This is a genomic window from Rubritalea spongiae, assembly GCF_042652385.1.
Classification (GTDB): Bacteria; Verrucomicrobiota; Verrucomicrobiia; order Verrucomicrobiales; family Akkermansiaceae; genus Rubritalea; species Rubritalea spongiae.
On the sequence record NZ_JBHSJM010000001.1, the window covers coordinates 369,332 to 381,957 of the forward strand.

Genomic DNA, 12,626 nt, shown 5'->3' on the forward strand with positions numbered 1-12,626 from the left:
TGTGAGAGTACAGTGGCGCTTTATGCAGATTTTTCAACTACGCGCACGCCTTCTTGAGAAACGACCGTTCCGATGACCGTGCCGCCAGGGCCTGCATCGAGGATTTTATCTGCATCCTCAGCTGCTACGATGGTCACCCAGCCAATGCCCATGTTAAAGGTATGGAATTTATCGTCAGCATCTACGTATTCAAAAAGTTTACGCATTGGCTTGTTGTCCCAGAATGGAATTTCAAGATCGGCGCCGAGGCCTTGGAAGAGGCGTTCAATATTTTCTGGGAGTCCTCCACCAGTGATGTGTGCATACGCTTTTGGAGTTACGCCTGATTTGCGAACATCTGCCACCACATCGTGATAGAGACGCGTTGGAGCGAGAAGTTCTGTAAGTTCTTCTTCAGTAAAAAGGTCTGGATTCTCAGCAAGCACACGGCGGATAAGGCTCCAGCCATTGGCGTGAGGTCCATCAGATGGATAACCGACGAGCACGTCCCCTTCTTTTAGTTGAGTCGGGTCAATGAGATTTGGCTTCTCCGCTGCACCGATACAGAACCCTGCGAGCTCCACCACATCTTCAGGAACTATTCCTGGCATTTCAGCAGTCTCACCACCAGCGAGAATACAACCACAATCTTCAAGATAGTCACACATGCCAGCGATCAACTCAGTGATCATGGTTTTGTCGAGAGCTGCAATTCCTACGTAATCAAGGAACATCAGCGGATCACCACCCGTAGTGATGATGTCATTCACGCTCATTGCAACGAGATCTTTACCCGCAATGCCGTATTGCTTCTGATCGAGAAGAATATCGAGCTTAGTACCAACTCCGTCACAACCTGTCACAATAACTGGTTGCTTGTACTCACTTAGGTCAAAACAAGCTGCAAAGAGACCAAAGGCTCCATGAAGTTTGCGTTGCTGCTGAGTACGGCGAACGTGTGTCCCGATGTCGCCTACGAGCGCAGCTGCCTCGCGTGTGTCGACTCCTGATTCTTTGTAGGTAAGTTTGCCTGACATGATGTGGCTTTGTTGTAACACTCCGCCGACCAGTGGCAAGACCTTTGCTCAATGAATCGTGAATAAAAAACCGAGAGATCAAGTTGTTCACAAAATAGAAAATGCGCCACCCGAGTAATCGAGTGGCGCATGAGAAATTATGGTTCCTATTTACTAAATTCTAAATTTTAACCACTAATGACGGAAGTGACGGTGCCCTGTGAAGATCATTGCGATACCTGCCTTATCAGCCGCTGCAATCACCTCTTCATCACGGATCGAACCACCAGGTTGGATACAAGCAGTTGCGCCAGCTGCAATCGCTGCTTCAAGTCCATCTGCAAATGGCAACATCGCGTCTGAAGCCATTACAGCACCATCGAGCGAAAGTCCTGCTTCTTCAGCCTTCCAAACAGCGATGCGTGAAGAATCCACACGGCTCATCTGGCCAGCGCCAATACCGAGAGTACGATCTTCCTTAGCATAAACAATCGCATTGGATTTCACATGCTTCACGACTCTCCAAGCGAAACGCATAGCGCGCATTTCCTCTTCTGAAGGTGGGCGCTTAGTAACCACACGACCTTCAAGGTTATCGAGACCAAGTGTCGTATGATCGCGATCCATCACCATAATACCTCCAGGAGCGGAACGAACGAGTGGCTCTTTTTTAGCGACCGAGTACTCGTCAATGTTCATCTTGATCAAACGAAGGTTCTTCTTCTTCTGCAAAATAGCACGAGCTTCAGCGTCAAAGTCAGGCGCAATAATAACGTCCGTGAAAATTTCAGAGATGATGCGTGCAAGACCTTCAGTAAGCGAACGGTTTACTACAATCACCCCACCAAATGGAGCTTGCGTATCCGTCTCAAATGCTTTCTGCCATGCCACACGTAAATCGTCGTCATCCTGTCCAATACCACATGGATTCGTATGCTTGAGAATACCAACTGTTGGACGTGCAAAATCAAATATCAAATCAGCAGCCGCTTCGATATCGAGAATGTTTGTATAGGAGAGTTCCTTCCCTTGCAGCTGTGTAAAGCACTTATCGAAGTGTCCATACAGTCTCGCAGCTTGATGTGGATTATCGCCATAACGCAGTTCTCTTTCAAGCGGAAGTGTGATGCTGAGGTTCGCTGTCGTACCTTCTGCCGATTGGCTCAGGTAATTCGTGATCGCACCATCGTACTCAGAAGTACGCTTATACACTTTCACAGCAAGCTCTTCACGAAGCTTAAAGGTTGTGTCACCCTCGTGCTCATTCATCTCAGCAAGTACCCGATCGTAATCCTCTACATCAGTAACCACTGTCACACTCTTGTAGTTCTTCGCAGCAGAACGAAGCATAGAAGGACCACCGATATCGATGTTTTCAATCGCTTCAGCAAGAGTCACATCTTCCTTAGCAATGGTTGCTTCAAATGGGTAAAGGTTTACCACCACGATGTCGATTGGCGGGATGTCGTGTAATTTTGCCTGTTCAAGATGAGTCTCGTCATCGCGCTTGTGTAGAAGACCACCATGCACCTTCGGGTGAAGAGTTTTCACGCGACCTTCAAAAAGCTCAGGAGCGCCAGTAAATGTAGAAACGTCGATTACAGGAAGTCCTGCATCGCGGAGTGCTGCAGCAGTGCCGCCAGTGGAGAGAAGCTCGACACCAAAGTCGTGGAGCCCTTTCGCGAATTCGACCAAGCCGGCCTTGTCAGAAACGGAGAGTAACGCGCGTTGAATTGCCATAATGATATATTGTGATTATCAGCCCTTCTTCATCTGAAGAACGAGCCAGACCTCGTGCCTATAGCAGCCCTCCAAAGACGACAAGAGCAATGTTTACATCCTGCACAATTCTTACTGGTAAGAACCCGGAAAGTTCGGCAGTATATTACCATATGAGTCGAACGTTCAAAACTCTCCTAGCCAGTAGCCTGCTTTGCTTCAATGCTTACGCCCAAACGGAGGGAGAGGTCATCACCCCATTTGACCCATCAGAACTTCTTGAAGAACAGCCTCCTAACGTCATCCTCCTGATGACTGACGATCTAGGCTACGGAGATATTGGTTTCAAAGGGAACAAGTGGATCGACACCCCAAACTTCAACAAACTGGCCGAAGAATCTATCCGTTGGAAAACATTCTATGTCAGCCCAGTCGGCTCGCTCACTCGCGCATCAACCTTCACTGGCAGATACAACATACGTACCAAAGTCATCGACACCTCACTCGGCCGCTCAATGATGGCTAGCGATGAAATCACCCTCGCCGAAGCCCTCAGCGGCGCAGGTTACAAGACTGGCATCTTCGGCAAGTGGCATCTGGGCGACCACTTCCCCATGCGTCCTAGTGACCAAGGCTTCGACACCTCACTCGTATTCCGTGGAGGAGGCTTAGGCCAGCCCTCTGATCCTATCGAAAACCAAGGGCGCTACACCAACCCCATTCTTTTCAAAAATGACAGCGAAATTAGCACTGTCGGATATTCCACTAACGTCTTCTTCGACGCTGCTAAAAAGTTCATCGCTGAAGCCAACGAAAACCAGCAACCCTTCTTTGCAACTATCGCAGTAAATGTCCCTCATGCTCCCTATAGTGACGTACCAGAAAGCTTGCTGAAAAAGTACCAGGCCAAAGACCTTAGCGCGTGGAGCAAGGATACAGATAAAGACACGCTCGCACGCATTGCAGCCATGGTCGACAACCTCGACCAAAACCTTGGAGAACTCGATGCCTTCCTCAACTCCCAAAAACTCAACAACAACACCATTATTGTCTTCTGCAGCGATAATGGCCCTGACTCTCTACGCTTCAATAGAGAGCTCCGCGGAAAAAAAGGAGATATCTACGAAGGCGGAATTCGCTCCCCCTTCTGGATCAAGTGGCCTGAAAAATTTAAAAAAGGTAGAGAAGTCATCGATAATGTCGCTGGACACATTGATATCATGCCCACCATTCTTGATGCATGCGAATTAGGAACACCTGAAGCTTTCCAGTTCGATGGTCGCTCCCTCCTTCCACAAATCCTTGAACCTGGAAAAATTCTCCCTGAGCGACCACTCGTCATTCAGTGGCACAATGGCGCAACCCCCATCAAACACCACCATTTCATGGTCCGCCAAGGCAAATGGAAACTCCTCAACCCCTCAAACCCACAAGAGTCCCGCCTCGAATCACGTAACTTCGAACTCTACGACATCGATAATGACCCCGGTGAAACCACCAACCTTATCGAACAGCACGAAGACAAATCCGTCGAACTCCTCAATATCTATAACACTTGGCTCGACGACGTCACAGAAACACGTATTCGCGACCGCGGCACTCCCTATATCCTCGTGGATCGTGAAAACGAAAATCCACTCGTCCTCACTTGGCAAGATCGCATCTCTAAAGCATGGGGCTACCAAGAAGAAGGCTTCTGGAAAACACATTTCGAGCACTCCGGCCGCTGTGACATGCGTATAGAGTTCCCGCTCGACTTTGACCGTGACCTCACGGGCTGGACTGCTCGCCTCACTATCGGTCGCGAGATCTACACCCAAAAAGTCAACGAAAGCGCCCAAGGCATGACATTCACGGGTCTCAATTTCAACAAAGGCAAGCACCTCGTCAGAGCCGCATTCATCTCACCTGATCAATCAGAACTAGTAGGCGCCTACCAAGTACGACTCATCCACCGCTAAGCTACTCCTAGCCAAGCAATACCAACGAGCCTAGAAAATCGCCCTCCGAACGGAAAACATTTTTGTTCAAATCCTACTTGCTTACACCCAGCTCACATTCTAGCGTTCCCGCGCTATCAGCTATGTGCGCACGTGGCGGAATTGGTAGACGCGCTGTCTTCAGGCGGCAGTGCCCTAGGGCGTGGAGGTTCGACTCCTCTCGTGCGCACCATTGAACTTCATTGTTCACTCCGATCACACTTTCCCGTTTTTGACGCGCTAAAATTTCAAATAAAGCGCCACATAGCGAAATAGGTAACTTTCCTGAAAAAAATTATCGCGTGCACGCTTAATTAATTCGACAAGTATTGAATTGTATTTTTCGATAATCTAATCACGACAAGCTCCTATAAAACAATAGATTGGAAGATTCATCTAACAACAATAAAAGGATCTCATGAAATCTAAATAACTGTTTGTTAGACTCTTACACCCGTGACAAAGTTGACAAACAGTTAGAAATGGTATTTAATGTTAGAACCAAAGGAACCCCACCCGAATACCATCATGAAATCAAAAAAGAATCTCACACGTTTCACTTACGAGACCACAGCCTTCCAAGGCTGGAGACTTTGTCTCAGCCGCGCTGGCACCACATTCACCAAGTATTTCTCAGACAAGAAATACGGTGGACCACGTAAAGCCATGAAAGCTGCAGAAGACTGCCTCAAGGAACTAAAAGACCTTGTCGACAATTCACGCCGAGTAAATGGCAAACTAAGCCAAACAACACTCAAAAAAGCGAAGAAAATCACAGACGCAGCGTAAATCTACGTTGCTTCTACAAGTTCATAGCAAGGCCACGTAAGGACTCTCTCCTACGTGGCCTTCTTTGTGCCTCCCTCACGTCATATTGTAACGCACCACTGAATAAGCGACATATGCCAGAAGTAAGCACACCCCTTCCATACGGCTCAAACGCATGCGACTCCACATAAACAAAAAGATTGCCACAGTCGCTCCCAACATCACCATCTGATCCACCATCAGAATATCCCCCTTTGCCACAGGCTTCACAAGAGCAGTAATCCCGATGACTGCCAGGATATTAAAAATGCACGACCCCACAGCATTTCCTGTGATGATATCACCCTCACCTCTTTTTACCGCGACAATCGATGTTGCCAACTCAGGAAGTGAAGTTCCGAAGGCAAACAAGAACAGCGCGATAATGGAATCGTCTACTCCAATACGGCGTGCAGTGAAATCACCACCGACAACCAGCCATTCAGAGCCAAACTTCAGTACCGCGAGCCCCAATAAGATAAATCCAATATCCATGAAAATAGTGAGCGCGCCCGCCTTTTTGACTCTCTCAACATCCTCAGCGCTAAATTCCCCGAAATCGTTAGGCTTATGCTCCTTGCGCGACTGAATAATACTCACCACCACGTAAATCACCACCCCTGCGAACAACAGACCGCCCTCAAACCTTCCAATATCACCATTGTAGAGCATCACAATAAACGCAAGGGTGACTACGATCAAGATCGGCATCTCGCGACGAATAATTTGCCGATTAATAACAATCGGCTTCATCGCTGCGGACACGCCTAAAATGAGAGCAATATTACATATGTTCGAACCGATGATATTCCCCAGAGCCACGTCGGGCCGCCCACCAAGGTTCGCCTCGAGACAGACTAATAATTCAGGAGCACTCGTACCAAACGCCACCACTGTCAAGCCGACCACCAAGGGTGAAATCCCCACCCGCACCGCTATCTCAGAGGCGCCTTTCACCAGCCATTCGGCCCCATAATATAGAGCAACGAGCCCGATCAAAATCAACACAAGGTGAAATAGCAAGGAATCGGCAAACGAAGGAAACTGAGTATAAAGAAAATCCACGGCCGGATCTTGCTTGGGGCATTCTGCGAGTACAATTATAATTTCACTCAGAATTTCTCAAATTGTAGTTCTCATTCACAACACCCTTTGCTAGACCCAGCCGCATGAACCACAATATCACCGTTCTCGCTGGTGACGGCATTGGCCCAGAAGTCATGGAACAAGCACTCCTCGTGCTCGATGCCGCCTCTAAAAAATTTGGATTCTCCCTCGAAACCACAGAATGCCTCGTCGGCGGCGCAGCTATCGACGCCCACGGCACCCCACTTCCCCAAGCAACTGTAGAAGCCTCTGAAAAAGCTGACGCCATCCTCTTCGGCTCAGTTGGTGGTCCAAAATGGGAAAACCTCCCACCTGACGACCAACCAGAACGTGGCGCCCTCCTCCCACTGCGCAAACACTTCAATCTCTACGCAAATCTCCGCCCGGGCGTCTGTCTTCCAGCTCTCAAACACGCATCCCCAGTAAAGAACGAACTCATCCCTAATGGCTTTGATGTTCTCTGCGTACGCGAACTCACTGGCGGCATTTATTTCGGCACACCAAAAGGTCGCGATGACAATCAGGAAAACCCGACCGCACACGATACCATGGTCTACAGCAAAATGGAAATTGAGCGCATCTGCCGTGTCGCTTTCACCGCTGCCATGGCTCGCGACAAGCGCCTTCTCTCCGTTGATAAAGCAAACGTCCTCGCCTGCTCCATCCTTTGGCGCGAAGTCGTGACTGAAGTCGCTAAAGATTTCCCTGAGGTCGAACTTTCACACATGTACGTCGACAATGCAGCCATGCAGCTCATCAAGCAGCCATCTGACTTCGACGTCCTCGTCACAGGTAACCTCTTCGGCGATATCCTCTCCGATGAAATGGCGATGATCTCCGGTTCACTCGGCATGCTTCCATCTGCCTCACTCGGCAACAAAAAGGACAACGGCCTCTACTTCGGCATGTACGAACCATCTGGTGGCTCAGCACCAGACATTGCCGGTCAAGGCATTGCTAACCCAATTGCTCAAATCCTTTCCGCAAGCATGATGCTCAAGTACTCACTCGGTGAAAACGCTGCCGCTGATGCCATCGATGCTGCAGTAAACACTGCCATCGATAAAGGCCTTCGCACAGGCGACCTATATACTGGCGCCGAAGGTGAAACCAAAGTCGGCACAGCCGAAATGGGCGCCGCCATCATCGAAGCTCTCCAGAGCACATAGCGCTAAGTTTCTCAAACTATTTTCAAACGCTCAGAGCTTAAGCACTCTGGGCGTTTTTAGTTTCATCCTTCTGTTTATAACCAAGGACAAAATACGCTAGGCAAAGTAACACCACGGAAGAAAGGATAGACCAAAACAGAGTCCAACCCACCCACGTTTTCCCAGCCTCCGACCACGTAAAGAGCAAGCCACAACTCAGCGCTCCAGTCGTCTGTCCCACACTTCCTCCCATCAGCGCCAATAAAGCCTGCGCCTGTCCGCGCATATCCTCACTCACTCGCCGATTCACAAACACTTTTCCCGTCACCGAGAAGAATGCAAAGATCGGTCCGTGCAGCGCCACACCGACCCACATAATGTAGATCAAGCCCGTGTGCCCAGCGTAAGCGTACAAGCCGTAGCGAATTACCGCTAAACTCATTGAAATAATCACAAATGGTTTCACCCGTGCCCGAGCACCCATCCAGCTCAGCAATAACATCGCGCCGATCTCCATCATCTGCCCAAGCGCCATCTGCGCACTCGGCCCTGGCAGCCAAGTTGCGATAAAACTCTGCATCGCCACAGCATTCACCTCCAGTTCAGCCAGCTGCTTCAACAACTTCGGCGCGTACATGTAGTGCGCAGCAATCGGGATCGCAAAAACTAAGGCTGAAATATAGTACACGCGGAGAGACTTATTCGCAAACAACTGAAATGCCCGCAACCCCAGCGCATCCTGCCAAGTCTTCGCTTTTTGCCCTTTTGGCTTAGTCACTGGCAAAAGAAAACATAAGCCCCCCAAACCCAGCCGCACAAAGGCTCCAATCTTCCCAGCATTAGCAGAAGCATCCAGCGCCAACCAACTCACCAATACCCCCGCAGTCAACCACCCGATTGTCCCCCACAGGTGATACAGCGGAAACTTTTTCTGTGGATTGTCCGTATTCGCTAAGGCAATCGTCGTCAGCATCGGAATCATCGGCGCCGAGATCAATGCGTTACAGCCTTGAAAAAATACATACCACCATGGGTTCCAGCCCCACGAGAGAACCGAAAATTGCAACCACAAGAAGCCTGACCCGAAAATCGTCAAACAGCCAAGAAGCTTCTGCGCTTCGTATTTCCGGTCCGCCATCGAGGCAAACAACAAGGCCGAAAAAATAGCTACCACAGGACCAACAGCCGCCGCATAAGGAATCACCCACAATGCATCATAGCTTTCCAAAATGTTCGGAAGCGCAGGCGTCCACAAACCCGGTGGAATAAAAATCAAAAAGAACACCACCCCGATCCAGATGTTGCGCAGTGAGTTTGTTGATTTTGTTTCCAAAGCGCGTTAGTACTGTCAGCAGAATTTACATATTCAATCCCAATTCACGCACCCAAGCATTTTGAGCGAACCTCTCAACACTCAGCACAGCGCAGATCATATTCATCCGTGCCCATACCTGCCCGCTGTCACAGAAACTCTCCCGAGCACCCACACCCGACCATTCAGAGCCGAGTGCAGCCAGTCATTCTATAACGCTTGCCACGAACTTGCGCAGTCCCAATGGCTCCAAGCACGCCCCGCACAAGCCATCCTCCAGCTAGACAAGGCCATGATGGCGAAACTCCCTGCGGACACCCCCATCCTCAGCCAGCTCCCCATCCCATATCAGCCAATCCTCTGGATCATCGAACACTCTGCCGAAAACGCCTTCCTCGGCAACCCCGTCCGCCACTTCCAACACCTCGCCAGCAGAATGAACTGGAAACAGCCGCAGCCCGAACTCCGTATCGCCCGCGCATGGTGCTGCCTTCACCTTTGCGAAGCACGCTTCTCCACCGCACTCTACCCACGAGATTTCGTCCAAATCGAACGCGAACAACTCCACGTGCCAAGCTTCGACCAAGCACTTCAAATCTTAGAATCGACATCCCCGCACACCAACGAAGTCGACCTCGTCAAACAGCTTTGCCAATAATTTAACAAATCGTAAAAAAAGACAATCTGTCACGTTGACATTTCCAAAAGATTTAGCAGTATCCCCACGCACTAAGGAGAAGCCGGCGTGGCGGAATTGGTAGACGCGCTCGACTCAAAATCGAGTTCCTTGTGAGTGCCGGTTCGATCCCGGCCGCCGGTATTTTCTTCTCCTTTCATTTTTCCGCTTCGATTGTCACGAAGCTTCCCTCGCACAAATTTACGATTCCGCGAGCAGCCTTTTTACTCGCCCCTCACAGACGTCGTACTTCTCCCAATCCGCCCATTCTCCTTGCAACCAATCAATCGTGGTTGTCGTAATAAATTTTTGCGCGTGTTTCGGCAAATACTTCATCAAGGCATTCCTTCTATCAGGATCTAGCTCACCGAAGATATCATCTAATAAATACACAGGAACCCGCCCCGCGATCGATTGGATCGCTTCGCCTTGCGCTAATTTTAATGCCAAGGCAATCGTCCGTTGCTGTCCTTCACTTGCAAAATCCGCTGCCGGCATGCCGTTGATTGTGATCCTCACATCATCCCGATGCGGTCCCTCCAGTGTCTGGCGCTGTCTCCGCTCTGCTTCAGCTGTCGTAGCTAATGCTTCACGCATGTCTCCTCCACTTCCAGATTGGAATCGCAATTCCAGCTTTTCGTCCCTACCGCTGATTTCCTGCTGAGCAGTACTCGCCAGTGGTTCCAGCAGGCTCAGAGTCTGTGCTCGTACTTTTGTCAGATAATCACCATGTTCTATGAGAACTTCCGCATAGGCATTAAGCTCAGCATCGCTTGAAACCCTATCTTTCAGCAGCAAGTTGCGCGCCTTCAATGCCCTCCGATAGCGGGAAAGTGCCCGTCGGTATCCGCTATCGAGCTGCGAACAAATAAAGTCTAAATAATGCCTGCGCCCACCACCGCTACCTCGCACCAGATCTACATCTTCATTCCCCATCCAGACGATCAATCCACTTTGTTGCAGATAGAGATTCTGCGTTTCTAAGCTCTCCCCATCGATCTGTAACTGAGCCCCACCACGACCATAACGAAGCGTTAAATCCCGCTCCCAGCACTCACCAGCCAGTCCTAAACCTGCGGCTTCGAATCGCACTAGTGGACGCATCGTCTTCGCACGCGGTGACTGCAAACGTACCAAGACGCAGATCGCCTCTAAAATAGAAGTTTTCCCCTGCGCATTATCGCCAATAAAAATTCCGCCACATTCAGAAAACTCAAGACTGAGCTCTTCGAAGCAGCGGAAATCAATAAGCCGGAGACTTGTCAGCATCGGAAATTAAGCAGGATAAGCTGCCGCGATCTTATCAGCCCACTCTTTCGCTTTCTGCGCGTAACCCTTCTCCATCTCTTTGTACATAATTCCCCGTGAGACGTTGATTGTATCCGGAGCAGTACGCCCTTTACCTGCCATATTTTCTAAATCACCACCCTGAGCACCGAGCCCTGGAATCAACAGTGGAAAATCTTCGATACGGCTCAACACATCATCACTCGCATTGGTAAGCCCCACGACCATCCCAACATCCGACTTGCGTTGTTCTTCCTGAGCACGTTTGCAAATGTCCTGAACAAGTTCAAAAACATAGCGATCTCCCACCATTTGACGCTGAAAATCTGCACTCCCAGGATTCGAAGTCACCGCGAGAATGTAAATCGCTTTCCCTTCCCAATCAAGAAATGGCTCCATCGTATCATAACCTAAAAATGGATTCAGCGTCACTGCGTCAACATTCCAATTCTCAAAGTACGATCGCGCATAATACTTTTGCGTCTCTCCAATGTCAGAGCGCTTCGCATCTAAAATAATAGGCACCTCCTTCGGCATGTTGCCTAACATCTCCTCTAAAATCTCTAAACCTCGGAGACCCATCGCCTCGAAATACGCCATATTTGGCTTAAATGCCGCTGCATACTCCCACGTCTCATCGATCACTTTTTTCAGTAATTCTGGGATCGCTTCGATCCCACCAGAATCGTCAGGACGTGGGTCTAGGCCCACACAAAGACGTGAACCCGTAGCATTAATTCGTTGTGCAAGTTTCTCTGCGTAGCGCATGCCAGAAGTCTTTCTCTTAGCCCTCAAACTTACAAGAAGAATTCACTCCCCAACACCCAACAATCAAAAGCCTCACTTACATTTTCACTTGAGAATCATCCCGAATAGTTAGATGGTGAAGCCATGCAAGAAACCACGGAGCAAATTCGCAATTTCCTTCAATTCATCGCACTGCAATTCATCAGTCACCCTGAAGACGCGCAGCTCAAGGTGGCTGAAGTCAGCGAGGACCACATCAGATTCCGCTTGGTTCTCAATAAAGCCGACGTCGCCATCCTCATCGGTCGCAACGGATTCACCGCCAGCGCCATCCGCAACGTCCTCAAAGCCGCCGCCATCCGCGATGGCATCAACGCCACCCTCCAAATCGTCTCACACGATGAAGAACGCCAGCGACTCGCAGCCATCGAAGCCGGCCAAACATTTGACGACGAAATACCTGTCGAATCGACCGACGAAGCCGACGACGAAACCCTAGAAGAGAGCTCTTAGTGCCGAACCCGACGAGGCCGCATCACCATGCTCATCCTGCGTTGATCATAATACCGATCTAACCGACGTTTCTTTTCCTCGGCCACCGTCCGCGTCACCTCCCAGTTCTTATTGGGATGAAAATGCGCTCTATCGTAGGCTTCTACTCGGTGAGCATGCTGCATATCCATTCCGTGCCGATGCCTCTCCCCCTCACTATATTCTGAGACGGCCGAATTCGGCTCCCCGGGAAACTGGCTTGCACAACTACTCAGCAGGGCAACCCCACCAAGACTCACCCAATGCTTCAACATACTTCCATCCTAAAAAATAAGAGCAGCGAGTGAAACTACTTTT

The 12,626-nt window shown here is 49.7% G+C and carries 12 protein-coding genes and 2 tRNA genes; 7 read left to right on the plus strand and 7 right to left on the minus strand.

The genetic code is table 11. From position 1 onward, the window contains the following. Nucleotides 1–20 precede the first annotated feature (20 nt). A complete protein-coding gene (purM, locus tag ACFPK9_RS01890; RefSeq protein WP_377092850.1) occupies nucleotides 21–1,016 on the minus strand; it encodes a phosphoribosylformylglycinamidine cyclo-ligase in 996 nt (331 codons plus the stop codon). 174 nt (nucleotides 1,017–1,190) lie between these two features. Continuing rightward, entirely contained in the window at nucleotides 1,191–2,735 is a 1,545-nt protein-coding gene (gene purH / locus ACFPK9_RS01895) for a bifunctional phosphoribosylaminoimidazolecarboxamide formyltransferase/IMP cyclohydrolase (protein ID WP_377092851.1), read from the minus strand. 152 nt (nucleotides 2,736–2,887) lie between these two features. Here purH and ACFPK9_RS01900 point away from each other — a divergent pair, with 152 nt between their 5' ends. From ACFPK9_RS01900 to ACFPK9_RS01910, 3 genes are all read left to right on the plus strand, one after another. Then, nucleotides 2,888–4,675, plus strand: coding sequence for an arylsulfatase (locus tag ACFPK9_RS01900; RefSeq protein ID WP_377092852.1), 1,788 nt, complete (start codon nucleotides 2,888–2,890; stop codon nucleotides 4,673–4,675). A 126-nt stretch (nucleotides 4,676–4,801) separates the two neighbouring features. Then, a tRNA-Leu gene (locus ACFPK9_RS01905) sits at nucleotides 4,802–4,886 on the plus strand. Between the two features lie 335 nt (nucleotides 4,887–5,221). Further along, nucleotides 5,222–5,482 carry a hypothetical protein gene (locus ACFPK9_RS01910; protein WP_377092853.1) on the plus strand — a complete coding sequence of 87 codons (261 nt, stop codon included), beginning with the start codon at nucleotides 5,222–5,224 and terminating at the stop codon, nucleotides 5,480–5,482. 75 nt (nucleotides 5,483–5,557) lie between these two features. On the opposite strand, the gene ACFPK9_RS01915 is transcribed toward ACFPK9_RS01910, so the two are convergent. Next, on the minus strand, nucleotides 5,558–6,565 hold the full coding sequence (locus ACFPK9_RS01915; RefSeq protein ID WP_377092855.1) for a calcium/sodium antiporter: 1,008 nt from the start codon (nucleotides 6,563–6,565) through the stop codon (nucleotides 5,558–5,560). 104 nt (nucleotides 6,566–6,669) lie between these two features. Here ACFPK9_RS01915 and leuB point away from each other — a divergent pair, with 104 nt between their 5' ends. After that, on the plus strand, nucleotides 6,670–7,776 hold the full coding sequence (gene leuB / locus ACFPK9_RS01920) for a 3-isopropylmalate dehydrogenase (RefSeq protein ID WP_377092857.1): 1,107 nt from the start codon (nucleotides 6,670–6,672) through the stop codon (nucleotides 7,774–7,776). A 37-nt stretch (nucleotides 7,777–7,813) separates the two neighbouring features. On the opposite strand, the gene ACFPK9_RS01925 is transcribed toward leuB, so the two are convergent. Next, nucleotides 7,814–9,088 carry an MFS transporter gene (locus ACFPK9_RS01925; RefSeq protein ID WP_377092858.1) on the minus strand — a complete coding sequence of 425 codons (1,275 nt, stop codon included), beginning with the start codon at nucleotides 9,086–9,088 and terminating at the stop codon, nucleotides 7,814–7,816. A gap of 61 nt (nucleotides 9,089–9,149) precedes the next feature. Between ACFPK9_RS01925 and ACFPK9_RS01930 the strand changes: the two genes are divergently transcribed. Further along, the gene (locus tag ACFPK9_RS01930) at nucleotides 9,150–9,725 is read left to right on the plus strand and encodes a hypothetical protein (RefSeq protein WP_377092859.1); all 576 of its coding nucleotides are present in this window, start codon (nucleotides 9,150–9,152) and stop codon (nucleotides 9,723–9,725) included. An 81-nt stretch (nucleotides 9,726–9,806) separates the two neighbouring features. Continuing rightward, nucleotides 9,807–9,887 (plus strand) — tRNA-Leu (locus ACFPK9_RS01935). Nucleotides 9,888–9,944: 57 nt separating this feature from the next. Here ACFPK9_RS01935 and recF read toward each other — a convergent pair. Next, nucleotides 9,945–11,012: a DNA replication/repair protein RecF gene (recF, locus tag ACFPK9_RS01940; protein ID WP_377092861.1), complete on the minus strand. Its 1,068-nt coding sequence runs from the start codon at nucleotides 11,010–11,012 to the stop codon at nucleotides 9,945–9,947. A 6-nt stretch (nucleotides 11,013–11,018) separates the two neighbouring features. Beyond that, the gene (gene pyrF, locus ACFPK9_RS01945; RefSeq protein ID WP_377092862.1) at nucleotides 11,019–11,798 is read right to left on the minus strand and encodes an orotidine-5'-phosphate decarboxylase; all 780 of its coding nucleotides are present in this window, start codon (nucleotides 11,796–11,798) and stop codon (nucleotides 11,019–11,021) included. Between the two features lie 123 nt (nucleotides 11,799–11,921). Between pyrF and ACFPK9_RS01950 the strand changes: the two genes are divergently transcribed. Next, nucleotides 11,922–12,290: a KH domain-containing protein gene (locus ACFPK9_RS01950; RefSeq protein ID WP_377092864.1), complete on the plus strand. Its 369-nt coding sequence runs from the start codon at nucleotides 11,922–11,924 to the stop codon at nucleotides 12,288–12,290. On the opposite strand, the gene ACFPK9_RS01955 is transcribed toward ACFPK9_RS01950, so the two are convergent. Then, nucleotides 12,287–12,583 (minus strand): hypothetical protein, encoded by a 297-nt coding sequence (locus tag ACFPK9_RS01955; RefSeq protein ID WP_377092865.1) that lies wholly within the window; start codon nucleotides 12,581–12,583, stop codon nucleotides 12,287–12,289. The two genes, ACFPK9_RS01950 and ACFPK9_RS01955, sit on opposite strands and share 4 nt — an antisense overlap. Between the last annotated feature and the right edge of the window lie 43 nt (nucleotides 12,584–12,626).

Coding starts and splice junctions, on each gene's coding strand:
- pyrF (WP_377092862.1), bottom strand. CDS start 11,798: ATGCGCTACGCAGAGAAACTTGCACAACGAATTAATGCTACGGGTTCA.
- ACFPK9_RS01955 (WP_377092865.1), bottom strand. CDS start 12,583: ATGTTGAAGCATTGGGTGAGTCTTGGTGGGGTTGCCCTGCTGAGTAGT.
- recF (WP_377092861.1), bottom strand. CDS start 11,012: ATGCTGACAAGTCTCCGGCTTATTGATTTCCGCTGCTTCGAAGAGCTC.
- ACFPK9_RS01950 (WP_377092864.1), top strand. CDS start 11,922: ATGCAAGAAACCACGGAGCAAATTCGCAATTTCCTTCAATTCATCGCA.
- purH (WP_377092851.1), bottom strand. CDS start 2,735: ATGGCAATTCAACGCGCGTTACTCTCCGTTTCTGACAAGGCCGGCTTG.
- ACFPK9_RS01900 (WP_377092852.1), top strand. CDS start 2,888: ATGAGTCGAACGTTCAAAACTCTCCTAGCCAGTAGCCTGCTTTGCTTC.
- leuB (WP_377092857.1), top strand. CDS start 6,670: ATGAACCACAATATCACCGTTCTCGCTGGTGACGGCATTGGCCCAGAA.
- purM (WP_377092850.1), bottom strand. CDS start 1,016: ATGTCAGGCAAACTTACCTACAAAGAATCAGGAGTCGACACACGCGAG.
- ACFPK9_RS01910 (WP_377092853.1), top strand. CDS start 5,222: ATGAAATCAAAAAAGAATCTCACACGTTTCACTTACGAGACCACAGCC.